24 protein-coding genes are annotated in these 23423 nt (G+C 69.2%); 11 read left to right on the top strand and 13 right to left on the bottom strand.

The genetic code is table 11. The features are described from left to right. Positions 1-23 precede the first annotated feature (23 nt). Positions 24-656: an NADPH-dependent FMN reductase gene (locus tag OG455_RS21135; RefSeq protein ID WP_266295987.1), complete on the top strand. Its 633-nt coding sequence runs from the start codon at positions 24-26 to the stop codon at positions 654-656. 14 nt (positions 657-670) lie between these two features. After that, positions 671-2092, top strand: coding sequence for a DHA2 family efflux MFS transporter permease subunit (locus OG455_RS21140; RefSeq protein WP_266295988.1), 1422 nt, complete (start codon positions 671-673; stop codon positions 2090-2092). 236 nt (positions 2093-2328) lie between these two features. On the opposite strand, the gene OG455_RS21145 is transcribed toward OG455_RS21140, so the two are convergent. After that, positions 2329-3522 carry an FAD-dependent monooxygenase gene (locus OG455_RS21145; protein WP_266295989.1) on the bottom strand — a complete coding sequence of 398 codons (1194 nt, stop codon included), beginning with the start codon at positions 3520-3522 and terminating at the stop codon, positions 2329-2331. Between the two features lie 97 nt (positions 3523-3619). Between OG455_RS21145 and OG455_RS21150 the strand changes: the two genes are divergently transcribed. Next, positions 3620-4342 (top strand): TetR/AcrR family transcriptional regulator, encoded by a 723-nt coding sequence (locus OG455_RS21150; RefSeq protein WP_266295990.1) that lies wholly within the window; start codon positions 3620-3622, stop codon positions 4340-4342. Positions 4343-4594: 252 nt separating this feature from the next. Here the strand turns inward: OG455_RS21150 and OG455_RS21155 are convergent, their stop codons facing one another. Together OG455_RS21155 and OG455_RS21160 are read right to left on the bottom strand one after the other, a co-directional pair. Further along, positions 4595-5011, bottom strand: a complete 417-nt coding sequence (locus OG455_RS21155) for an SRPBCC family protein (protein ID WP_266295991.1) — start codon at positions 5009-5011, stop codon at positions 4595-4597. 24 nt (positions 5012-5035) lie between these two features. Continuing rightward, on the bottom strand, positions 5036-5413 hold the full coding sequence (locus OG455_RS21160) for a VOC family protein (RefSeq protein ID WP_266295992.1): 378 nt from the start codon (positions 5411-5413) through the stop codon (positions 5036-5038). Between the two features lie 139 nt (positions 5414-5552). On the opposite strand from OG455_RS21160, the gene OG455_RS21165 reads away from it, so the two are divergent. After that, complete coding sequence (locus tag OG455_RS21165; RefSeq protein WP_266295993.1) at positions 5553-6368, top strand: AraC family transcriptional regulator; 816 nt, start codon at positions 5553-5555, stop codon at positions 6366-6368. Between the two features lie 194 nt (positions 6369-6562). On the opposite strand, the gene OG455_RS21170 is transcribed toward OG455_RS21165, so the two are convergent. Beyond that, on the bottom strand, positions 6563-7528 hold the full coding sequence (locus tag OG455_RS21170) for a YafY family protein (protein WP_266295994.1): 966 nt from the start codon (positions 7526-7528) through the stop codon (positions 6563-6565). A gap of 63 nt (positions 7529-7591) precedes the next feature. Between OG455_RS21170 and OG455_RS21175 the strand changes: the two genes are divergently transcribed. After that, positions 7592-8764, top strand: a complete 1173-nt coding sequence (locus OG455_RS21175; RefSeq protein WP_266295995.1) for an epoxide hydrolase family protein — start codon at positions 7592-7594, stop codon at positions 8762-8764. Beyond that, a complete protein-coding gene (locus OG455_RS21180; RefSeq protein ID WP_266295996.1) occupies positions 8761-9867 on the top strand; it encodes a winged helix DNA-binding domain-containing protein in 1107 nt (368 codons plus the stop codon). Before OG455_RS21175 ends, OG455_RS21180 begins: the two co-directional genes overlap by 4 nt. Before the next feature lie 290 nt (positions 9868-10157). Here the strand turns inward: OG455_RS21180 and OG455_RS21185 are convergent, their stop codons facing one another. Together OG455_RS21185 and OG455_RS21190 are read right to left on the bottom strand one after the other, a co-directional pair. Then, a complete protein-coding gene (locus OG455_RS21185) occupies positions 10158-11078 on the bottom strand; it encodes a hypothetical protein (RefSeq protein ID WP_266295997.1) in 921 nt (306 codons plus the stop codon). A 604-nt stretch (positions 11079-11682) separates the two neighbouring features. Further along, entirely contained in the window at positions 11683-12084 is a 402-nt protein-coding gene (locus OG455_RS21190; RefSeq protein ID WP_266295998.1) for a hypothetical protein, read from the bottom strand. A gap of 689 nt (positions 12085-12773) precedes the next feature. On the opposite strand from OG455_RS21190, the gene OG455_RS21195 reads away from it, so the two are divergent. Continuing rightward, positions 12774-14138, top strand: coding sequence for a glutamate decarboxylase (locus tag OG455_RS21195; RefSeq protein WP_266295999.1), 1365 nt, complete (start codon positions 12774-12776; stop codon positions 14136-14138). A gap of 442 nt (positions 14139-14580) precedes the next feature. Here OG455_RS21195 and OG455_RS21200 read toward each other — a convergent pair whose 3' ends face one another. Together OG455_RS21200 and OG455_RS21205 are read right to left on the bottom strand one after the other, a co-directional pair. Next, positions 14581-15207 carry an NIPSNAP family protein gene (locus OG455_RS21200; protein ID WP_266296000.1) on the bottom strand — a complete coding sequence of 209 codons (627 nt, stop codon included), beginning with the start codon at positions 15205-15207 and terminating at the stop codon, positions 14581-14583. Next, complete coding sequence (locus OG455_RS21205) at positions 15204-15671, bottom strand: hypothetical protein (protein WP_266296001.1); 468 nt, start codon at positions 15669-15671, stop codon at positions 15204-15206. Before OG455_RS21205 ends, OG455_RS21200 begins: the two co-directional genes overlap by 4 nt. 56 nt (positions 15672-15727) lie before the next feature. Here OG455_RS21205 and OG455_RS21210 point away from each other — a divergent pair, with 56 nt between their 5' ends. Both OG455_RS21210 and OG455_RS21215 read left to right on the top strand, forming a co-directional pair. Continuing rightward, positions 15728-16717: a YafY family protein gene (locus tag OG455_RS21210; RefSeq protein WP_266296002.1), complete on the top strand. Its 990-nt coding sequence runs from the start codon at positions 15728-15730 to the stop codon at positions 16715-16717. A gap of 429 nt (positions 16718-17146) precedes the next feature. Further along, the gene (locus OG455_RS21215; RefSeq protein WP_266296003.1) at positions 17147-18358 is read left to right on the top strand and encodes a Shedu anti-phage system protein SduA domain-containing protein; all 1212 of its coding nucleotides are present in this window, start codon (positions 17147-17149) and stop codon (positions 18356-18358) included. 159 nt (positions 18359-18517) lie between these two features. Here the strand turns inward: OG455_RS21215 and OG455_RS21220 are convergent, their stop codons facing one another. From OG455_RS21220 to OG455_RS21230, 3 genes are all read right to left on the bottom strand, one after another. Further along, on the bottom strand, positions 18518-18874 hold the full coding sequence (locus tag OG455_RS21220) for a hypothetical protein (protein ID WP_266296004.1): 357 nt from the start codon (positions 18872-18874) through the stop codon (positions 18518-18520). Then, positions 18871-19332, bottom strand: a complete 462-nt coding sequence (locus OG455_RS21225; protein ID WP_266296005.1) for a prevent-host-death family protein — start codon at positions 19330-19332, stop codon at positions 18871-18873. The genes OG455_RS21220 and OG455_RS21225 overlap by 4 nt, the downstream gene beginning before the upstream one ends. 345 nt (positions 19333-19677) lie before the next feature. Then, positions 19678-20142: a hypothetical protein gene (locus OG455_RS21230; RefSeq protein WP_266296006.1), complete on the bottom strand. Its 465-nt coding sequence runs from the start codon at positions 20140-20142 to the stop codon at positions 19678-19680. Positions 20143-20315: 173 nt separating this feature from the next. On the opposite strand from OG455_RS21230, the gene OG455_RS21235 reads away from it, so the two are divergent. Together OG455_RS21235 and OG455_RS21240 are read left to right on the top strand one after the other, a co-directional pair. Beyond that, complete coding sequence (locus OG455_RS21235) at positions 20316-20513, top strand: hypothetical protein (RefSeq protein ID WP_266296007.1); 198 nt, start codon at positions 20316-20318, stop codon at positions 20511-20513. Between the two features lie 581 nt (positions 20514-21094). After that, positions 21095-21760 (top strand): nitroreductase, encoded by a 666-nt coding sequence (locus tag OG455_RS21240; protein WP_266296008.1) that lies wholly within the window; start codon positions 21095-21097, stop codon positions 21758-21760. A gap of 72 nt (positions 21761-21832) precedes the next feature. On the opposite strand, the gene OG455_RS21245 is transcribed toward OG455_RS21240, so the two are convergent. Beyond that, positions 21833-22402 (bottom strand): peptide deformylase, encoded by a 570-nt coding sequence (locus OG455_RS21245; RefSeq protein ID WP_266296009.1) that lies wholly within the window; start codon positions 22400-22402, stop codon positions 21833-21835. After that, complete coding sequence (locus OG455_RS21250; protein WP_266296010.1) at positions 22399-23370, bottom strand: helix-turn-helix transcriptional regulator; 972 nt, start codon at positions 23368-23370, stop codon at positions 22399-22401. Before OG455_RS21250 ends, OG455_RS21245 begins: the two co-directional genes overlap by 4 nt. Between the last annotated feature and the right edge of the window lie 53 nt (positions 23371-23423).

A 23423-nucleotide genomic window follows, 5' to 3' on the forward strand; every position in this document is an offset into this window, starting at 1 on the left:
CCGCTCAAGGAGGGGACATCGCCATGCCTGCCACCGAAGCCGTGCCCACGGCCACCGTTGCTCACGAGGACGCGCCGCTGCGCGTTGCCGTCATCGTCGGCAGCGTTCGCGAGGGCCGTGTGGGCCGCGCCGTCACCGACTGGTTCCTCGGCACCGCGGTGGGCCACGCAGGGCTGGAACTGGACGTCATCGACCTCCTGGACGTCCAACTGCCGCTCGTCATGCCCGGCTGGGGCGGCACTCCGAGCCCGGAGGCCGTAGCCGCACTGGCAGACGTCACACCGCGTCTGGACGCAGCCGACGCCTTCGTCATCGTCACCCCCGAGTACAACCACAGCTTCCCGGCCGCACTGAAGAACCTCATCGACTGGCACCACGGGCAGTGGCACGCCAAGCCGGTCGGCTTCGTCTCCTACGGCGGGCTCGGCGGGGGCCTGCGCGCCGTCGAGCAGCTCCGGCTGGTCTTCGCCGAGCTGCACGCCATGACGGTGCGCGACTCCGTCAGCCTGCACGCGCCGTGGTCGGGCCTCGCGGAGAACGGTGCGCCGCGCGACACGGCCGTGTGCGAGGGCGCGGCCAAGGGCATGCTCGGCCAGCTGGCCTGGTGGGGGCGGGCGCTGCGGGCGGCTCGCGCGACCCGGCCCTACGAGGGCTGAAGGGGGCTCGGGAGATGGCAGCGACACAGGCCGCAGTAGCGGCAGTCGAGTCATCGCCGGAGGAGCACCGGAGGGCGTCCGCGGTGTTCAACCGCGCGATCGCCGTCGTGATCATCGGCTCGCTGATGTCGGTACTCGACATGACGATCGTCAACGTCGCGCTGCGCAGCCTCTCCGAGGCCTTCCGCGCCCCGCTGGCGACGATCCAGTGGACCGCCACCGCGTACACGCTCGCGCTCGCCGCCGTCATCCCGACCGCGGGGTGGGCGATGGGACGGATCGGCGCCAAGCGCGCCTACCTGACCGCCCTCGCGCTGTTCACGCTCGGGTCGCTGCTCGCCGCGTGCGCGTGGGACGCGGGCAGCCTGATCGCGTTCCGCGCGGTGCAGGGGCTCGGCGGCGGGCTGCTCATGCCCGTCGGTATGGCGATGGTGATGCGCGCCGCGGACCGTGCACGGCTCGGGCGGGCGATGGCGCTGCTCGGGCTTCCCATCCTCGTCGGACCGGCCGCTGGGCCGATCCTGGGCGGCTGGCTGATCGACACCGTGTCCTGGCACTGGATCTTCCTCGTCAACCTGCCCGTGGGCGCGGCAGCGCTGGCGCTCGCCGCGAAGCTGCTCCGGCCCGACGCGCCGGTCAGCACCTCATCCGCGCCCAAGCTGGACGTCCCGGGCCTGCTGACGCTCTCGCCGGGCCTCGCGCTGCTGCTGTTCGGGCTGGCCCGGGGCGCGGAGCGCGGTGACTTCGCCGCGCCTGGCGCGATCGTCCCCACCCTGGCCGGTGCCGTACTCGTCGCCGCCTTCGTGCGGCGCGCGCTGACGGCCCGTGAGCCGCTGCTCGACCTGCGGCTGCTGCGCGACCGCACGTTCGCCGTCGGGATCGGCACGCTCGCGCTGTTCACACTCGGCTACTTCGGATCGTTGCTGCTCGGGCCGCTGTACTGGCAGCAGGTCCGGGGCATGGGCGCGACGGCGGCGGGAGTGCTGGGCGCGCCGGTCGGGCTCACCGTCGGCGCGACGATGCAGATCGCCGCGCGGCGCATCGACAAGGCGTCGCCGCGGCGGCTGATCCCGGCCGGGATCGCGGTGGGAGCGCTCGGGATGGCACTGACGGCGATTCAGGTCGGGACGGACGGGGTGGCGGCCTGGCGGGTCGTCTGCTCGGCGATGGTGATGGGCGTCGGCTCCGGGATGGTGCTGATGCCGACGATGACGACCGCGAGCCGCGACCTGCCGAAGGACCGAATGGCCGCGGCGAGCACCGCGTTGAGCATCAACTCGCAGCTGTGCGCGTCGGTGGGGACGGCGCTCACCTCCGTGGTGCTGGGCTCGGCGGGCGCGGACCCGGCGGGCTTCCGGATCGCGTACGAGGTCGCGGCGGTCCTGCTCGCGCTGGCGCTGCTGCCCGCGTCACTGCTTCCGCGACGGCGGCCCTGACCGGCCGGGCGCGAGCACGCCCGGCCGCTCCCCGATCCGAGGCGGAGGCCGGGCGAACGGGTCAGGTGTTCGCCGCGCTCGGGGACAGCGGCCCCGAACCCGGCGAGGCGCGGCGCCGAGTCGGCCGGATCGTGAACCGAGACCAAGAACCGGGGCCGGAGTCGTCGGCTGTGCCTTTCGCGCTGGTCGATCCGGTGCGGCGGGCCGCATGACGTGAGCGGCACACGCACCCGGTGTCAGGCGTCGAGGGCGATGGCGTTGGAGGCTTCGCGCAGTCCCTGGGTGGCCTGCTTGATGATGTAGCCGCGCCAGGGCAGGTACTTCATGGTCTTGATGGCCAGGTTCTGGAAGCGGATCGCTCCCCAGGAGGTGGGCGCGAAGCGGGTGACGTTGTCCTTGGCCAGCTTCTGGTTCTGCTGGACGTAGTCGCGCATCCTGGTCTCGTAGCCGGCGAAGGCGGCGGTGTGGTCGCCCTGGGCCCGGCCGAGCTCGCTCGCCAGGACGTACGCGCCGACCAGTGCGAGGCTGCTGCCCTGGCCCGACAGCGGGGAGGGGCTGTAGGCGGCGTCGCCGAGCAGTGCTACCCGGCCGGCCGACCAACGGTCCATCACCACCTGGCTGGTGGAGTCGCAGTAGAAGTCGGGGGCGGTGCGCAGTTCTCGCAGCAGGCGGGGAATCTCCCAGCCCGCGTTGGCGAAGGCATCGGCGACCATGGCGCGCTGTGCCTCGACATCGCGGTGATCGGGGGTGTCGGCGGGGCCGGCGGGGCTGGCGAAGAAGAACGCGGCGCGGGCTCCGGACTCGCCGTTGCTGTGGGTGAGGGTGGCGAGCCGTCCCGGGGTCATGTGGGCCAACTCGAAGCGGTCCAGGTCGAGGCGGTTTTCGGTGGTGAAGATCGCCATGTGCAGGCCGAGGTGCCGCACGTAGTCGGTTTCGGGGCCGAAGGCCATCGCCCGGGTGGTCGAGTGCAGGCCGTCCGCGCCGATCACCAGGTGGTAGCGCCGAGGAGAACCGTGTTCGAAGGTGACGTCGACGCCCTCGGCGTCCTGCCGCATGGCGGCGATGCGGTCACCGAAGACGTACTCCACCGTGTCGCGGGTGGCCTCGAACAGGATGTCCGACAACGAACCGCGCGGGATCTCGACATCCTCGGGAGCGACCTCGGCGAACCCCGAAGGAACGCTCACCACCCGCTTGCCCGAGTCGTCCACCCAGGCCATGCCCTGCTTGTCGGTGTCGGCCGCACGGACCTGGTTCAGCAACCCCATCCGGGCGACGACCTCGACGGCCGCGCCGCGGATGTCGACCGCGTGGCCGCTCGCACGCATCTCAGGTGCGCGGTCCACCACGGTGACGGCGTGGCCGTCCTGTCGCAGCCAGAAGGCCAGGGCCGGCCCTGCGATGCCTGCGCCGGAAATGAGAACGTCCATGGAGAGCCCCCGAGTCACGTGCCAATGTGTATGCCGTACGCTTCGATGTGTACGTTATACACTTGATGGAACGACGCGCAAGAGACAGGGAGTAGACGTGGATGAGAACCCTCGACCCCGGCCCCACCTCACCCTGCGGAAGGTGGTGTCCGGCGGGGTGGCTGTCGCCGGCGCCCAGGGTCTGGCGGCGGTCTCCATGAAGCGGGTGGCCACCCACCTCGGCGCGACCACCATGGCCCTGTACCGGCATGTGTCCAGCAAGGACGAACTCCTCGCGCTCATGGCCGACGCCGTCTTCGACACCCCGCCCGACGCGCCGCAGCCCGGTGAGGACTGGCGAGCAGGCCTGACCGGATGGGCCCATGCCCATCTGGCAGTACTGCGCGAGCATCCATGGGTCCTGCAGATCGCCGCCGACGGCCCGCCCGCGATGCCGCATCAGCTCAGCTGGCTGGACCGGGCTCTTGCCGCGTTCGACCGCACCGGGCTAACCCCGCCGCAACGTCTGTCCGCGGTCATGCTGGTCAGTGGCTACGTCCGCAACACCGCCACCCAGGAGGCCGTCATCCTGACCGCGGCGCGCGCTCAGAACCGCACTCCAGGTGAGCTCATGACCTCCTATCAGCAACAGCTCGCCAGGTTGGTCGACCCCGGCCGGCTCCCCGCCCTGCACGCTGTCATCACGGCAACGGACATCAGCGAACCGCACGACGAGTTCACCTTCGGCCTCGATCGCATCCTCGACGGCCTTGCCGACCTGGTGGTTGCCGGTCCGACGCCGGCGGGTGGGTCGCAGAACGTGCCGCGTGATCAGCGCTGACAGGCTCGCCGTCCGACGACCGCCCGGCCCAGGAAGAGTTCCTCCGCGCCTGCCCGGACTTCCACGCATCCGCCCGGCAGGGCGGACGGCGGGCCCGACCGCACTGCGGTCGGGCCCGCCGTCGTTCCGTGGTCGTGGCCGCACAGGTCTTGACCCGCGGCGGAGTGGCTCGTGCGCCGGGTTGCGGAGACCGCTGTACGGGGGTGAACGCAACCGGGACTGAAACCAGGCCGAGTGCCGACAGCCTGTTGTTCAGTGGGTAGGGGTGGCTTCTCGGTCAAGGGTGCGCTTGATCACGTGGATGCCCTGGCCGACCATTTCGGCGATGGGCTCCCCGAAGCTGTCCGGCGTCACGTCGATGATCCAGACGAAGTGACTGCGACCCTCGGTGTCGCCGAAGACCTGCATGGACGCATGGTGGTGCTCGGGCTCCAGGGAGCCGCCGACCACCGCGTAGGCGATGCGCCGGGCCTGGTCGTCGATGTCGACGATCAGCTCGTGCACGACGGTGCCGCTGGCGAAGGTCACGATCCTGATGTCGCCCTCGACGCGGGTATCGGTGACGAAGCCCGGTGCGAGGCGTTTGTGGACCTCGCCGAAGTCACGGATGGCGGCCCAGACGTTCTCGGCCGAGTCGTCGATCAGGATGTCGCGGTGGATGGATGCCATGGGTCGGTCTCCTCCGTGCGGGGCTCAGTTGCCGGTGGTGACGGGTGTCAGGCAGAACGGGTGGCCCTCGGGGTCGGTGAGGACGATCCACTGGCCGTCGCCCGGCTGGAACTCGTGCCGGGAAGCTCCGATACCGAGCAGTTCCTCCGTCGCGCCCTCCAGGTTGGTGACGGTGAAGTCGAGGTGCGTGTGCTTGGCGCCGTCGGGCCAGCCGGGTGCCTGGTAGCCCTCCACGCGGACGAAGGCGAGTTGGACCGGGGTGCCGTCGCCGGCGCCCAGCGACGCGAAGTCCTGGTCGCTGTAGGTGATCTCCCACCCGGTGGCCTTCTGGTAGAACGCGGCGAGCGCGGCCGGATCGGCGCAGTCGATGACCACGGTGCTGAGCTGTTCGAGAGCAGGCATGCCGATGACTCCTGATGTCGGTACGGGCGAGGCGCGAAGGAGACGGCCCCTCGCACCCCGCCAGCGTGCTCCTGGCGGCAGGCCCCCGTCTTGAACATCCTTGCCGCGGCTGTCAGACCGGCCGCGTAGCGTTCGAAAGGTGCTCACCGCCGTTCCCGTCGCCACCCGTCCCGACTTCGGCATCAGCTCGGTGACCTGCCGCGACGACCACACCCACTGGTCGGTACCGGAAGTCTGCGGCGAGTATCGCGTGGTGCTCGTGCGCCGAGGCCGTTTCCGCAGGCGGGCCGCCGGCGTGCCCGCCGACATCGACGCGACTCTGGCCTATGTGGGCTCCCCGGGCGAGGAGGAGAGCTTCGCCCACCCTGCCGGCGGCGACGTCTGCACGGCGATCAGCGTGACGCCGAAGCTGTGGCGCTCCCTGGCCGGGGACACCGCGGGGCAGGCCGCGCACACCGTCTACGTCGACGCGCGCCTGGACCTGGCCCACCGCCGCCTCCTCCGTGCCGCGGAGTCGGGAGATGTCGACTACGCGCTCGCGGAGGAACTGTTGGCTCTCCTCTCGACCGCCATCGGCCGGATCACCGCCGCGGGGACACCGATCGCCGGAGCGTCCGCCCGACACGACCGGGACCTCGTGGCAGCCGCCCGCGAGGCGATCACCGAAGGAGACCCGGCCTCGGACACGCTGTTCTCCCTGGCCGAGTCGCTCGGTGCCTCCCCCTACCGCCTGAGCCGGGCGTTCCCACGTGAGTTCGGCATCTCGGTGACCCGCTACCGCCACCGTGTCCGCATCGGCCGTGCCCTCGACCGCCTGGAGGCCGGCGAACAGAGCCTCAGCACCCTGGCAGCCGACCTCGGCTACGCCGACCAGGCCCATCTGACCCGAACCATGCGCCAGTACCTGGGCCGAACCCCGACGGCGGTGCGGCGGCTCCTGGCGTCCGCGCACTGACCGCGCCCCACCTCGGCGGGGCGGTTCGTATCGACGGTCCTCGGGACGCCAGCGCCCGACGTCGTTGGGACGCGCGGTGACAGGGCGAAGGACGCCGTGCGGCAGCCGAGTGCCGGTTCGAGTGGAACGGCCATGCGCGCCTTTCGCCGACGCGCTGGTCGGGCGGCACACCAGGGGCCGACAGGTCGGCGCTCTCAGGGTGTCTCCTGGGGGCTGGAGGCGCGGTGGAAGCGGTCGGCGGTGCGGCGGAGGTGGGCGGCCAGTTCGGGGGAGTCCTGGACGTGGAAGTCGACCTCCAGGGCACCGAGGAGGAACGCGAGTGCGCGGGGGCTGTCGGCGCCGGCGTGCAGGAAGCAGGTCCGGTCGTCGATGGGCTCGATGGTGCCGTAGCTGGCGGCCGTGCGTGCGGCATCCGAGTGGGCGGGGGCGTGCAGGCGGATGGTGGCCCGGCAGGGCCACAGTTGGGATATGCCGTGGGCGACGTGTGCGGCGGGGTCGCCGCCGGGTATCTCGCGGGGGGTGAAGCGCGGGCCGGTGGGGGTGCGGGGGTGGATGCGGTCGACGCGGAAGGTGCGCCAGTCGGCTCGTTCGAGGTCCCAGGCGACCAGGTACCAGCGGGGGCCCCAGGTCACGAGTTCGTGCGGTTCGGTGAGTCGGGTACTGGCGTTGCCGCCGTGACCGCGGTAGTCGAACCGCAGTTGCCGGTGGTCGCGGCAGGCCGTCCCGATCGTCGTGAGGACCTCGGCGTCGACGGCGGGAGCGGCGCTGGGGGTGTGCACGGCGGACGGTTGGAGGGCGCTGACCCGGTGCCGCAGCCGGGCCGGCAGGACCTGTTCGAGTTTGACCAGGGCGCGTAGGGCCCTCTCGCCGATGCCCGCGACGCCGCTGCCGGTGGCGGTGCGCAGTGCCACCGCGATGGCCACCGCCTCCTCGTCGTCCAGCAACAGCGGCGGCAACTGGGCGCCGGCGCCCAGGCGGTAGCCGCCGTCGATGCCCTTGACGGCGTTGACCGGGTAGTCGAGGTCGCGCAGCTTGTCCACGTCCCGGCGGACGGTCCGGGTGCTCACCCCGAGGCGATCGGCCAGGTCCTGGCCGGACCACTCGCGATGGGACTGCAGCAGCGTCAGCAGTCGGAGCAGGCGGGCGGAGGTTTCCTTCACGTCGCAGAGCCTGCCAGCCCTATAGGACAGAAGGTGTCCGCTGGTGCCGATAGCTTTCCCCTCATGAGCGAAACGATCACTCCCTTCCGTATCGACATCCCCCAGGCCGACCTTGACGACCTGCACGTCAGGCTGACCGCCGCCCGCTGGCCGGCCGAACTGCCGGGTGTGGGGTGGAGCCGCGGCGTGCCGTTGGGCTACCTCAAGGAGCTGGTCGAGTACTGGCGCACGTCGTACGACTGGCGCGGGCACGAGGCCGAACTGAACGGGATCCCGCAGTTCACCACGGAGATCGACGGGCAGAACGTGCACTTCCTGCACGTGCGTTCGCCCGAGCCGGACGCCATGCCGCTGATCATCACCCACGGCTGGCCGGGGTCGGTCGTGGAGTTCCTCGACGTCATCGGCCCGCTCACCGACCCGGTCGCACACGGCGGTGACGCCGCGGACGCCTTCCACCTGGTGATCCCTTCGCTGCCCGGGTTCGGATTCTCCGGGCCGACCCGCGAGACCGGATGGAACACCGGCCGGGTCGCGGCCGCCTGGGCCGAGTTGATGAGCCGTCTCGGCTACCAGCGGTACGGCGCCCAGGGCGGCGATCTGGGCGCGTTCGTGGCACCGGAGTTGGGCCGGGTCGCCACGGAGCGGGTCGTCGGGGTGCATGTGAACGCGGCCACCTTCGGATTCATCCCGTTCGGGGAGGTGGCGCAGGAGGACAAGGCCGCCTTCACCGAAGCGGAGCGGGCGAGGCTGGCACGGCTCAAGAACTACCTGGACGACGGCGGCGGCTACTTCCAGATCCAGGCCACCCGGCCGCAGACCGTGGCGTACGCGCTGCATGACTCGCCGGTCGGGCAACTCGCCTGGATCGTCGAGAAGTTCAAGGAGTGGACCTTCCCCTCTGCCGAACTGCCCGAGACCGCGGTCGACCGGGACCGGCTGCTCACCAACGTGATGCTGTACTGGCTCACCGGCACGGCCGGCTCGGCCGCGCAGATGTACTACGAGAACATGCACTCCGGCACCTGGCACTCCTCGCCCGCCACCACCCCGACCGGCGTCGCCGTCTTCGCCGAGGACGTCGCGATCCGTCGCTACGCCGAGACGGGCAACAACATCACCCACTGGTCGGAGTTCGACCGGGGTGGACACTTCGCCGCGCTGGAGGCCCCGGACCTGCTCATCGCTGACGTGCGGACCTTCTTCCGACTGCTCAGGGCCGAGGGGGCGTCATGACGCCGCTGTCGGCCAGAGCCCTCAACCGCGCCACCCTGGAACGGCAGTTGTTGTTGCGCCGCTGGGAACTGGACGTACCGCAGGTGCTCGAACGGCTGGTGGGGCTCCAGGCGCAGACCCCACACACCTGGTATGTCGGACTGTGGACCCGCCTGGTGGACTACACACCCGAGCGGACGTGCGACCTGCTCCGGGAAGCCGGCGTGGTACGCATCGCGTTGATGCGCTCGACCATCCACCTGGTGACCGCCGCCGACTGCCTGTGGCTGCGCCCCCTGGTCGAGCCGGTCATCGAGCGCAGCACGCTGGGGTCCTTCGGCCGCGACCTGGCCGGTCTGGACCGTGCCGAGCTGGCCGCCGTCGGCCGCGAACTGCTCGGCGAAAAGCCGCTGACCTTCAGCGAGTTGGGCCGGGCGCTGGCCGAGCGGTGGTCGGATCGGGATCCGGCCGCGATGGCCCAGGGGGTCCGCTCGTCCGTGCCGCTGGTCCAGGTTCCGCCACGCGGGCTGTGGGGCCGCAGCGGGCGGGCCGCCCACACGCCCGTGGAAGCCTGGCTCGGGCGCCCGGTCGAGCAGCGGGCGAGCGTGCAGCGGCTGGTGCTGCGCTACCTCGCCGCGTTCGGGCCCGCGACCGTACGCGACGTCCAGCAGTGGTGCGGGCTGACCCGGCTGGCCGAGGTGATCGACGGACTCCGGCCGCAGCTCACGGTCTTCCGCGACGAGCAGGGCCGCGAACTCTACGACCTCCCCGACGCGCCCCGCCCGCACCCGGACACCCCGGCCCCCGTGCGCTTCCTCTACGACTTCGACAACCTGCTGCTCTCCCACGCCGACCGCACCCGCGTCCTGACCGTGAGCTGCGCGGACCAGGGCTTCGCCGGAACCATGGAGATGCCCCGCGCGGTACTCGTCGACGGCTTCGTCGCCGCGACCTGGAGGGTGGCCACGAAGCGCGACACGGCGACGCTGACGGTCCGTCCGTTCCGGAGCCTGACGGCCACCGAACGGGAGGACATCGTTGACGAGGGTGCCCGGCTGCTCGCCTTCACGGCGGTCAAGGCGGCGACCCGGGACATCGTGTTCGAGCCGCCGCAGCCGGGATGACGGACCTGAACTCCAGCCGCACTTCTCCATTCCCGCCCGTCATCGGCCTGAGAGTGCTCCGGGGCGGGACCGGATCTCATGCGGGTGCCGTGGCCATCGCAGGTGCCCAGTGCGACCGGAGAACGCCGAAGGCCCGGGCTGGTGAACAGTCCGGCCCGAGGCCTGCCCGGGCAGGGCCGCCGTCAACCTGTCAGTGGATGTCCGAGGTGTCCGGGGTGCCCGGGGTGACCGGCAAGCCCGAACCCCGCCGCCGCACCGGCCGGCCGGCTGCTGCCGGAAGGGAGCTGACGCTACTGCGTGCCCCGCGTGCCCCGTGGCTCCTGAGGGGGCAGCGGCGGCAACGGGCCGCGGAAGCCGACCCGGTGACGGCGTCTGAGTCGCACCAGTTCGATCACTGCGGTGACCGTCACCCCGACCGGCCCGACCAGCAGTCCGGCCAGCGCCGCCGCGCCGCTCGTCGTGGTGCCCTTGGTGTCGACCAGCGTGACGTGCCCGATCAGGGTGAGCCAGACCAGCAGCACCGCGACCAATGGCCGCACCAGCGGGTGCGCCCGCATCGCGAACGAATTCCGGTGTATCAGGTACACCGTCGGGAGGGTGAAGGCCGGCAGCCAGATCAGCAGCAGCAGGTGCAGCCCGACCGTGTTGCCGACGTACGCGCCGGGGTCGGACTTCATCAGCGCCAGGAAAGCCGCGAAAGTGACCACACCGGTGAACAGCGGCCGGGCCACCAGGCGTCCCACCCGCCGCCTGGTCCCGGTCCGGGCCAGCAGCACCAGCGGCACACAGGCGAGCAGCAGCGCGACCGGCCCGGTGAGCAGCACCACGATGCTGTCCCCGAAGGCGTCCTGGAAGAGCTCGTCGGCGGAGGCCCCGGTCGCCAGTCGCACGACGAAGAGGATCACGCCGAGGCCGAACAGCGCCCGGGCCCAGATCAGACGCTCCACCAGCGGGTCGAGCGTCTGTGCCACCAGCTGCGTGACCATCGGTTGCAGCACCGGATCCAGCAGCTCCGCCCCCGCCTCCGCCGCGACCCCGGAGGCCGACATCCGCAGCATCCGGTAGGGCCCGTACACCCGGCTCGCCAGCCGCCAGGGCAACAGCAGGTCGAGCACCCACTCCCGCGGCTCCCGCCGTGGCACTGACGGTTGCCAGTAGGGCGGCCGGTCGTACCCGGCGGTGAGGTCGCCCGGTGGCGCAGGCGTGGTCATGGGAGGCCCCCGCGGTCGTCAGAACGCCCCGTACATCGAAGTGCTGATACCGTGTCAGCTTGCTGTGTGGTATGCAATCCCATTAGCCGCGATCCGACGGTCAGGGGCTCATGGATACCGCTCGTACGCCCGTGCCCGTCCGGTCGGTCGGTATTGCTCGACAGGGACGGGGTCGACACCGGCGGCCGTGCGTGCGGTGTCGAGCAGACCGTCGAGGTGGTCTCGTGGGGGATCAGGCAGGCGAGTCCGCGTTCGTGGGTGGTGGTGGCCAGCCGGCCGACCAGGGTGGTGCTCCCCACGGTGATCTGCAGTGGCTCCGCGGCCACTTCGCGCCTGCGGCCAAGGGCTGACGGCGGGGTGTGATCGTCCGCTCGCGAGCAACGGTGGTCCGGCGTTGCCCTGCCGCTGCTGGTTCCGGGGTCGCGTCGGACATCGTCATCGATTCGCACCCCGCCGGCCGTAGTGCTCTGCCGCCGGCACATCGACCGCCACCTGGCGGCGATGCAAGCCGCCGGCGCGAGGCTGGAGGTCAGCGGGGACCACGTGAAGCAGGGTCGGGGACCGGAAACGGAGCATCAGTCACCGCGCCAGTCCCCGGCCCCACTCAGTAGCCGTTGCCGCCTTTGGAGCTGGCCGACGGGGAAGCCGAGGCAGAGGCCGCGCTGGTGATCGCGTCACCGCTTGGACTGACCACGTACCACGAAGCGCCGAAGGCGTTGACGCCCTGACCGTTGGTCTGTCCGGGGTTTGCGTCCTCGGCGAAGTAGTACAGCGGGTGGCCGTTGAAGGTCACCTGCATCACCTGGTCCGATCGCGTGGTCGTTCCGACCTTGGACGCGGTCACCCCACTGCTGTTGGGTGTCCCGGTCGTGATCTGCGGCGGCCACGCCTGCGCGCAGGAGCCGGTGCAGGTCGAGGTCGTCCCGGTATCGGCCTTGAACAGGTACAACGTCCTGCCGGAGCCGTCGACCAGGATCTGACCGAGCGGCGAACTCGCCGTCTTCACCGTGGCGGCGCTGCCGATCGACGGGGAGCCACTACCGCCGGCAGCGGCGGAGCCGGTGGTGGTCGTCGGGGCGCTGACGCTCGCACCCGCACCCGGGGTCGAGGAAGTGGTGGTACCGGAACTGCTGCATCCGGAGACAGAGGCGAGGGCGGCGGCCGTACCAACAGCAAGGGCGATGACACGATTCATGACAGACCTCTTGGCCTTGGGGGATGCGGTGGCACGGCCCGCCTGCGGCGAGTCCCCGAATCACGTTACGTACCGATGCCACGACTCACTTCCCCGGGCGATCCGCCCCGCGCGGACTTCACCCGTGCGGCTGACCAAGAGGCCGCAGCGGCGTCAGATTGGCTGCAGGGCCTTCAGGTGTTCGACGGTGTCGAGGCCGACGGTGAGGTGGGTGGTGCAGTTCGGCCCGGTCCGGTCGGGAACGTGGGTCTCGACCCAGTCCTTGGTGGTCCGGCTGATCTGCCGGCCGGGGTGCGGTGTGCTACTGCGATCAGGTCATGGCGGCGCCGCCCGTTCCCGGCGCCCCGGCTGACGTCATCCATCCCCCGGGCCACACGTCGTAGGGGGAGGCGCCGGCGGCGAGTCGATTGTTCGGGAAGCTAGGTCGTTCGGGTATTTTTCGAGTCCGGCTCACGAGTCCCGGGCAGGGCTCCCGGCCTGGTGGTGGTTGAGTCGCCGACATGAGCAAGAGTGACGTCGGGACCCTGTTCGGTAACCGTTTCCTGACCATGCCCGCTCCCTCGGAGACCTTTCCCGAGGAGGGCATGACCGCGACGGACGCTATGCGGCTGGTGGGCGAGGACCTCGCCATGGAGGGCGACCCGCAGCGCAACCTCGCCACGTTCGTCACCACGTGGATGGAGCCGGAGGCGCAGCGGATCATCGCCGAGAACCTGCACCGGAACTTCATCGATCACGCGGAGTACCCGATCTCCGCCGAGATCGAGCAGCGCTGTGTGCGGATGCTCGCCGATCTCTTCCACGCGCCGGGCAAGACCACCGGTTGTCGGACCCAGGGCTCGTCCGAGGCGATCATGCTCGGCGCGCTGTCGCTGAAGTGGAACTGGCGGGAGCGCCGCAAGGCGGCCAACCTGTCGTTCGACCGGCCCAACCTGGTGTTCGGCGGTGACGTTCATGTCGTGTGGGAGAAGTTCTGCCGTTACTTCAACGTCGAGCCCCGGATCGTGCCGCTTGCCGAGGACAAGTACACGATCGGCCCGGAGGACGTGGAGCCCCACCTCGACGAGAACACGATCGGCGTCGTCGCCGTCGTCGGCACCACGTTCACCGGTCACAAGGACGACGTCGTCGGGATCGACAAGCTCCTGCGGGAGGTCCGCGAGAAGCGGGACCTCGACATCCCGATCCACGTCGACGGCGCCAGCGGCGGCTTCGTGTGGCCCTTCCTCTACCCGGACTCGAAGTGGGACTTCCGGCTCGAGCAGGTCCGATCGATCAACGTCTCGGGCCACAAGTACGGCCTGGTCTACCCCGGCATCGGCTGGCTGGTCTTCCGTGAGGAGTCGGACCTGGCCAAGGACCTCGTGTTCCACGAGAACTACCTGGGCAAGACCGACGCGACGTTCACGCTGAACTTCTCGACCGGTGCGTCGATGGTGCTCGCGCAGTACTACAACTTCGTGCGGCTGGGTCGTCAGGGCTACACCTACGTCATGCAGACGATGCAGACGAACGCCCGCGCGTTGGCGGACAACCTGCGTGACAGCGGCCGCTTCGAAGTGATCGGCAGCGATCTTGAGCAGCTGCCGCTGGTCGCCTTCCGCCTCGCCGGCAAGCACGCCTACGACGAGTCCGACATCGCCTGGCAGCTCTCGGCCGAGCGCGGCTGGATGGTGCCGGCGTACACGCTCCCGCCCAACGCGGAGCGGGTGAAGATCCTGCGGGCCCTGGTCAAGGAGACCCTGAGCCGCGACCAGATCGACCGCCTGACCCGCGACATCGCCGATGCGTGTGCCACCTTGGACCAAAAGGGAGCGACCACCGAGGTCGAGCGGGCCCAGGTCAAGCGCGGCACCGGCTACTGACAGTCGCAGCCGGCACCCGTCCGGCGGCGTGGGCGCCTGCAGAGAGGCCCGCCTCTGGCATTGCGGCTGCGGACGGTTCCGAACGGCAGTGAATGCAACCAAATCTGCAACCAGAGAACGACGAAGGCCCGGACTGGTGAACAGTCCGGGCCGACGTTTGCCCGGGCGGGCGGCTGCGGAGGATGCGAGATTCGAACTCGTGAGGGGTTGCCCCAACACCCTTTCCAATTCTCCTCGTCACTGTGCAGACAGGTTCGCCATCGTCCTGACCTGCGGCAGAGGAAGTCTCGGCACGCCGCCTGAACCCCGGCAGATGGGCATGAATGAGACCAGAACTGAGACCTGGTTGGACGGGGGTGAATGAGACCAGAACTGAGACCACGGCATGTCCGTGTTCCGCCTGGTCAGGGCCGTGCCGGCGTGGCTGGCGGGTGGTCGTCAGTCATCCTCCAGAGACTGGCCCATCGTGCCTCCGCCGCGTCACCGGCGAGAGAAGCAACTGCTGCGGTGCGGACTTCAGGTGCGCCGAGAGGTCCGGCAGGGGTGCTGCGTCCCCCGTGGTGAACCACACCAGGACGTCCTCGCCCGTCCGCACGGGCAGGGCCGGGAAGGTGTTCTCCGCATGCTCGGTGCGGTGAACCGCCAGAGGCAGTGTCCCGGCGGCCAGCTCCGGGCGCAGACGTTGCTCGAAGTGGTCGGCGAAGGCGGCGGTGTCCAGCGGATGGCAGATGGTCGCGACGGCTGGCCCGCCGCCGTCCGGGGCGACGAAGCCTGGACCGCGCAGCAGGAGCACGTCGTCCGAGTCCAGCATGGTGGCGTTGGCTGCGTCGCGGTGGGCCAGCCAGACGGGGCCGTAGTAGAAGGCTCGTAGCGCTCGCGCTCGCTCTGCCATGTCCGGGAAGCTGCGCAGCCAGACGAAGCGGTCCGGGTCGTCCAGGTCCCGGAACCGGCCGCCGACGGTGATGCCCACGGCCTCCTGCCCGGTCACGAACTCGCGTTCGAAGAGCTCGATCAGGGTGTCGCGGGCGCCCGGGTGGAGGGTGTACTGCCGGAGTTCGACGATGGTCACGAGGCGTCCTTCGTCCGGGCCCGGCTGAGCTCCATGACCCAGTTGAGCTCCCAGCTCTGCCCGCCGTCCACCGAGAACTCCTGCTCCCAGCGGGCCGAGTCGGCCGTGAGCCGTTGCCAGACGAAGTGGACCCGGATCGGGCGGCCCCGATAGGTGTCCGCACCGTAGAAGTCGCCCCGGCCGCCGACGAAGGTGCCCACGACGGGCGGGTCGAGCCGGCCGGTGCGGCTGTCGGCCCAGTGGATCGACCACTCCTTCCGGTCCTGGTCGAAAAGCCGGAGGGTCACGCCCTGGCGCTCCAGGGTCGGGAAGGTGATCTCGTCGATGTTGCCGTTCCCACCGAACAGCGGGCGGACGACGGCTTGGCCGGGGAATTCCTCCCAGCTGTCACTGCGGACCAGGAGCTCGGTCAGCCTGCGGTTGTCCACATCCCAGGAGCCGTGAAGGAAGTCGAAGTCGTTCATGCCCCGGAGGCTAGAGTCGGTCCACTGTCATCTCCTGTCAGCGGATACTGGCAGCCATGCGCGCCGGCCGACTGATCTCGCTGCTCCTGCTCCTGCAGAACCGAGGACGGATGACAGCCCATCAGCTCGCCGACGAGCTGGAGGTCTCGGTCCGGACGGTTTACCGGGACGTCGAGGCGCTTGCCACGGCAGGCATCCCGCTGTACGGGGACGCCGGGCACGGCGGCGGCTACCAGCTGCTCGACGGGTACCGCACCCGGCTGACGGGGCTCACCGCCGGTGAGGCACAGGCCGTATTCCTGGCCGGGCTGCCCGGTCCGGCGGCCGAGCTGGGCCTCGGCGATCAGCTGGTAGCCGCCCAGCTCAAGCTGCGGGCCTCCCTCCCGGCGGAGCTGCGGGAGCAGGCCGGGCGGATCCAGGAGCGCTTCCACCTCGACGCACCCGGCTGGTACGGGAATGTCGACAGGACGCCGCACCTGGCGGCCGTCGCCGCTGCGGTCTGGGGCCGGCACGCGGTATGGGTCCGCTACCGGCGGTGGAAGGCGCCCACCGAGGTGGAGCGGCGCCTGGAACCGTACGGACTGGTACTCAAGGCCGGCCGCTGGTACCTGGTGGCCGCTGCGGGCGGCGGCACCGCACGCACGTACCGGGTCGACCAGATCATGGAACTGCGGCCCCTGGACGAGCAGTTCGAGCCGCCAGCAGGGTTCGACCTGGCTGCCCACTGGCGGAACCGGCTCGCCGACTTCCATGCGCGGCTGCACACCGCAGAGGCGGTGGTGCGGTTGTCGCCGCGCGGTGCCGCCCGGGTCCGCGAGCTGCTGGGCCACGCGGTCGACCGGGCGGTCGTGGACGGCGGAGTGGTGGATGCGGACGGCTGGACCAGGGCGGCCGTGCCGATCGAGTCACTCGACCATGCCCACGGTGAGTTCTTGAAGCTGGGCATCGACGTGGAGGTCCTCGAACCACTCGATCTGCGGGCGCGCCTCGCGGCGACCGTCCGCGAACTCGCCGAACGTTACGGGGCTCAGGCCCGATGGCGGTGAGTTCGCCCGGTGGGCCTACGTCCATTCCTGCGTAGTGCCTCCGTCAGGGGCTGTCCACACCGCTGACGGGGACCGCGCACGTGGAGCGTGCCGGCTGGGGTGACTGGCGGGCCGTCTGCCGGCGGAGGATGCGAGATTCGAACTCGTGAGGGGTTGCCACCAACACGCTTTCCAGCTGTCCGTCCGGCCATCCGGTGGCGGTCGTAGGCGTCCTGACCTGCGGCGGATCAGTCCGATTAGTGGGCTGCGGACACCTCCGGACATGGGTGAATGCAACCAAAACTGCAACCACCATGGCTGTGCTCCGCGTGACTGACATGTTGTGGTGGCGGTTCACCGAGGGGGTGTATTTGCCTTCGCGAGTATTGCCTGGACCGCGCATGGCGAAGCCATCTTGGACTGTTGGAGCCTATCGGTACTGTCGCCCGCATGACTGGTAGAGCCGATTGGGCACTGGAACTACAACTGAAGATCGTGCAGCAAGAGGCAGCTGACGAGGGGGTGAGGGCTGCGATTGCCTCGGTCATTGCGCACATGACGGGTGGCCGTGGCCGAAACCGCAGGGGTGGCCAGGAGCTTGTGCGACTGCTGCAGATGGTCCGCTCGCGAGCAGCTGGCGCGAACGAGTGGCAGGTCGTGCGGCTTGTACAGGACTCCATTGACTTCGCGGCGGGTCGGATCCTGAAACCTGACTTCGAGGAGAGGTACCGGCTTTTCCAGGACGGTGCACGAAACGAGCATCTCCAGAAGCTCACAGCGGGGGTACTCAGCATTAACTTCAGATACGTGTGCGAGGTCAGCCGGGAATTCCTTGATGCTAATCCGGGGGCCGGAGTGGAAGAACTTATCGCCTACATTGCGCAGTTGAGTGAGGATGCAAAGTTCCTCGATGCGCCGTCGGATCGACCTGGACGCTACCGGATCCTTCGGGGGCGTGCGGAGACGGCAGTTTGGCTGGAACGAGTGCTCCAGGAACGAGTTGACGTGGAGGACCTCGCCGAGGCCGTCCGCCGTATCGTCACGTCGCCGGATGCTCTGGCTCTTCTCGCTGCTGACACGGACGGACAGATGGTCTTCAGGGCGGCTGAGCTTCAAAGGCGCTTTGCTGGGCTTTCCCTCCTCCGCAAGGCAGTGGAGGATCCGGGTGCCTCCGAACTCGACCTTCAACGGGCCTTGGATGGTCAGCACTGGATCTTCGGTGGCCGCTTCGTCGGGCAAGCCGCGCAACGGAGGTTGGTGCCTGGCGACGAGATCGACATCCCGCTCGTCCGCGGCGACGGGGCTCTCCAAATCGTTGAGCTCAAGCGGGCTATGGGCCTGGACCATTCGCTGGTGAAGAAACACCGCAATGCCTGGGTGCCCACTGCCCAGGTGCACGACGCCGTGGGCCAAGCGGTCAACTATCTGGTCGGATTGGACGAGAACAGGCAGCGGGTGCGAGACGAGCTCGGAATTGAGACGCGTCGCGCGAGCGCGCTCGTCCTCATCGGACATCCAGCGCTTCAGCCGCAGGTGCCGGAGGAAGAGATCAACGAGGCACTTCGGATCTTCAACACCCACCTGAACCGGGTTGAGGTGCTGACTTACAAGGAGCTCATCGAGCACGCGGAACGATCCCTCGGTAGTGCCCCGGGAGAGTAGGTTTTCCTGGCCTGTCCAGGTGGCGGCTTCGGCTCGGATCGCGTCGCGGTCCGGGCCGGGTTCCAGCGGCGGAGGATAAGAGAATCGATGCGGGAGATGTTGCCCCAGAACGCCGTTGAACCTGGTTAGACGACTCCGTTCCCTGTCTCCTGCCTCTAACTAACTGTCAGTGTCTTTCGGATGCCGAGTGGAGGCGTACACGAGATGGACGGTTCGCTTGACCTCGTCGACGAGATAGCGCACCCGCCCGCTGGCAGTCACCTCGTACTCCCACTGGGGAAGTTCGTCGCCCCCGAGGTCGCGGGTGGCGAGGCGACCGCGCAGCCGATGCTGACGATCCGGATCGCTCATCGACAGCGGGTTGGTGCGCAGGGCCTCGAAGCAGCGGCGGCTGTTCCCAGCTGCCTCGGTGCAGAGATCGCTCCAGCCCTTTGCTGCCTCGCTCGTAGCGAAGCGGAGCCGCCACTCGTCGCCGACGGGCGGTGGTGCGACGTCGTCGCCGCGCTTTGGACTCATGGCGCGGAGACCTCGCCGTGGTCCTCGCCGGTGAGAGGGGCGGAGAGCTGTGCGGTCAGTTCGGGATCGGCCAGGATCCTGGCAGTGGCACGCCACTCGACGATCACGCGGTGCAGGTTGGCGTGTACGTCCAGCTCCACGACATCGCGAGTGCTGTCCACGAGGTCAACGACGAACTCCCGCACTTCCTCGGCTGACAGGTGCCGGGTCCAGGGAAAGACTGTGGGGAGAGCGAGGAGCACGGCCCGTGCACCCTCATCGCTGCTGATCAGGGCCGCAAACAGACGCGCGGTGACGTCGGCGGTCTCCTCGCGTTGCCGATCATGCCGCTCGGTAGTGAGGTAGAGATCCTCGCCGTCGCGGCGCGAGACGTGGATGCGCTGGGCCTGCTCCACGGTGTCGGCGACCCGTTTGGAGTTCTTCGACAAGTCAGAGAACGAGACGGTGAGAGTGGACATGACGCCACGCTACTTCGGAACACGTTCCGAAGTCAAGGGTGGACATTGAGCGGTCCGGATCAGCGATGCCCTGGGGGGCAGAAACGACGATGGCCCGGACCGCTGTGCGGTCCGGGCCATCTGCCGGCGGAGGATACGAGATTCGAACTCGTGAGGGGTTGCCCCCAACACGCTTTCCAATTCTCTCGAACGCTGTCCGCCGGGGTTCGCACCCGTCCTGACCTGCGGCGGAGCGGACCGCTGGGCGGCGGCTGAACCCGGCTGGACGGGGGTGAATGAGACCAAAACTGAGACCAGCTGGCTCCGCTCACCAGGCCCGACAACCCCTACTCGCGACGTCTCTGGTCAGCTGGCTCCTGCCGCCTCCGCCATGAGGCGAGCCCGCTTCTCGGCACGCGGTTCGGCCTTCCAGCCCGGCAGGAACGCCGACAGAAGCGGGTCGCTTTCGATCATCTGCTGCGTTGACCGCATGCCTTCGTCGATGATCGTGTCCCACTTCTCTGTGGCGAACCTGACGCGGCAGGGCAAGTCCTTGATGATCTTCTCGTCGACGGTCAGGTAGTTCGACGCACGCTGCCCCCTGGCCGCAGGCACATACGCATCGGCGCCAGCTTGGGAAGGAAGTAGCGAGATAAGGATTGCGTCCCCGTCCTCGGCAATCATCCGGGCAGCCTTGTTGGCTGCCGAGATCTCTGTCTTGGAGGGTTCCCGTTCGAGCATCTCGACCAGGGTCCTGCGGATGCTCACCGTCGCCCGGCTGGCCAGCGCGGTTTGCAGGGCCTGGCGGACGGTTGCCGTCATCGATGTCATAGCGGCGATTGTCACTGCGGGCTTGCGCGAGGCCGTTCGGTTGAGGGCAACCTCGGCGTGTGTTCCCCCATACGGCAGACAAGTCCATGCCCCCTGCCGGAGCCCGTGAACGCCACCGGGCGCGTTCAGTTGAACCTCTCATCCCGAGACCTGAGCTGTGCGATGCTCCAGGCATGAAGAAGGAACCGGCCGGGTGCGACCACCCTCAGGGGACGTCCGTAGGCCAGTACAACTGCTGGAAGAGCGGCGAGACTGAGGTCCACTTCGAGCTCGAAGAGTGGCCGGAGTGGAAGACGCAGCGGCTCGCGGAAATCCTCTTCAGCGGTCTCGTCGAGCGCTCAGCCAACGAATCAGCTCCACCGACCGAGTAGGCACGGTCGAAGGACCTTCTCAACTCCGGCGATGCCGTGCAGCCTCACTCGGTCTGCTCCTCGCCGTCCAGGTGCGCCATCGCGTAGTCGTACTCCTCGGGGTGCCGCGCCAGCCGCGCCATCACCCAGGCGGTACGCGCATCCATCCCAGCCCCGAAATCGGCGGCCAAGCGGCGGGCGCGCCATGTCGTCCGAGGCGCGAGAATCCAGCGCGTGAGCGGGAACTGCACACGGTCGACGCCAGCGGCCATCTCTCCTGCTGGCCCGAACTGGTCTTCCCGGGGCTGGCGGGGCTCGCCCGGTGCGTGAGTTGTTGGGTCGGCCACTCGACGAGTGTTGCGATGCTCGGGCCTCTGCGGTGTCGATCAGGGCGGTGATCACCGGAAAGAGCGGCAGAGCGGCTGTTCGTTGACACCGAGTGGAACGTCCTAGGCAGTGAGCATCCGGTAAGTCACCTCTGTCTCCCACAGTCCTATCAATGGCTGGACTGATCGTCGGGACGTCTTCCAACCCTCGGCGAGGCTCGGTACTGACGGCTGAATACGGTGGAGGGGCTCGGTTGAATGAGAGGACGCGAAGACGTGGATGTGTATGAGGCCGTGGACAGTCGCCGGGCCGTGCGGGCGTTCAGCGATGAGCCCGTGCCCAAGGAGGTACTCGAACGAGTGCTGACCGCAGCGACGCGGGCTCCGTCCAGCGGGAACCTCCAGCCATGGCGTCTGTACGTCGTGACCGGTGAACCCTTGGCGGAACTCAAGCGGACCGCGACAGCCAGGGCACTGGCGGGGGACCCCGGCGACGAGCGTGAGTATCCGATGTACCCGGACGGGCTGGCCTCGCCATATCTGGACCGCTTTGCTGCGGCCGCCGCCCAGCGGTACGAATCGCTGGGGATCGAGCGCGACGACCCGGACCGGCCCAGGAAGATTGCCACCTTGAACTCGGAGGCGTTCGGGGCGCCGGCCGTCCTGTTCTGCTACCTCGACCGGACGATGGGTCCGGGGCAGTGGGCTGACGCGGGGATGTACCTGCAGACGGTCATGCTGTTGTTGAGGGCCGAGGGGCTGCACAGCTGCCCCCAGGTGATGTGGACCGTGTACCGGAAGACTGTCAGCCGGGCAGCCGGAGCCGGTGACGGACTCGTGCTGTTCTGCGGCGTCTCAGTGGGGTTCGAGAAGGAGGGCGTGCCGCAACTGCGCACCGGGCGGGCGGATATGACGGAAACGGTGAGCTTCATCGGAGTGTGACTGTTGGACGGCCGAGATCGACAGGACACTCCCTAGGCCCGGACGTGCGCTCAGCGCGAGCTGTGCTGGCGCTCACCGCTCGTAGGACCACGCTTGGCCGGTCTGCCGGTACTGCTCGACGGGGATGGGCTCGACGCCGGCAGCCATGCGTGCGGTGTAGAGCAGGCCGTCGAGGTGATCGATCTCGTGGTGGATCAGGCGGGCGAGTCCGCGTTCGTAGGTGGTGGTGGCCACCTGGCCGTCCAGGGTGGTGGTCTCCACGGTGATCCGCAGCGGACGGGGGACCGAGCCGCGAACGTCGAAGAACGACAGGCAGCCCTCGAACTGCTCGTCCGCCTCGTCGGCGTGGTCGGTGATCCGCGGGTTCAGCAGGACGATCGGCGGGCTGCCAGGGTCGGCGGGCTGGACGATGGCGGCGGCCCGGCCGATCCCGATCTGCGGTGCCGCGATGCCCATGCCCTTGGCGAAGGGGTGGACCTGGCCGATGCGCTCCATCGCGGTGAACAGCTTCTCGATGACCTGCTCGGCGGCCCCGCGCTCGGTGGGCAGGTCGAACGCTCGGGTGGGCTCCGCGAGGACGGGCTCGCCCTCCTGGACGACGCCGAGGTCACGCATCTGCTCGCTGGGCCGCACCTGGATCACCTGAACTCCCCTTGGGTCGTGTCGCGTTCGGGTCGGGCCCGGAACCGCCATTCGAGACGGTACCGGGCGTGGAGGGCTGGTGTGGGGGTGCTCCACGAGAAGAGGCGCATTCCGCCTTCATCGCGCCGGATCGGGGCGGTCCGCAGGGGTGCTGCTTCGGCGGTCATGGATGTCTCGGTGCCCCACACCGCTGGGTCGAGATCGGCGGGGAAGGCGAGTTCGACTTCCAGGTGCTCGGTGGGCAGGCGGACCGCGCGCTGGAACCAGCGGCCCCACTTCTCCTCGCCGACCGAGTAGGCGTACTCGATCCAGACCTCCTCGCCCGGGTAGAGCGGGAAGCGGCCCTGCTCGTTCTCGAACAGCAGCCACACTTCCTTGAACGCGTCGCGGTCGTGCTTGGTCTGCCAGTTCATCGCCTCCCCGCGGCATGTCGCGGTCAGTGCGAGTTCGTCCCAGGTCAGCGGGTGTTCGCGGTAGTGGGCATTGGAGCGCTCGGGCTCGCCGGGGTAGCGGTCGACGCTGATGCGGATGAGGTAGCGGGTGATCGGCTCGCTGCCGGTGTTCCGCAACAGTCGGTGCATCGTCAGCCGGTAGTGGGAGCCGTCGAAGTCCAGGCGGGCGCCGTCGTGGGCCACGATGATCGCTGAGCCCGTCGCGTACGGCTGTTCGGGGCGGCGCGGGGCTGGTGGAGCCGCAGCCGGGGCCGCTCGGTTCTTGGCACCCTCGTAGTCCAGCCAGCGCTTCCAGACGGCCTTGCCCGCGTTGAGGGTCTCCTCCGAGCGACGCGCGAAGTCCTCGGTCGGCTTGTGCCGGCCGGATTCCACGTGGCTCACGTACGACGGGTCGAAGCCCATCTTGAGGGCGAGCCCCCGCTTGGACAGGCCGCGCACCTCGCGCCAGTACGAGACCTCCGCTGCGAACGCCTCGGCGGCTTGCTCAACGGTCGGGCTGTCGTCGCGCTCGTCCATCAAGGCCCCCGCCCTGGCTGCTGGATGAGATGAATGAACCGTGAGTGATCTCG

Origin of the sequence: Kitasatospora sp. NBC_01287, from assembly GCF_026340565.1 — a bacterium.
Taxonomy (GTDB): domain Bacteria; phylum Actinomycetota; class Actinomycetes; order Streptomycetales; family Streptomycetaceae; genus Kitasatospora.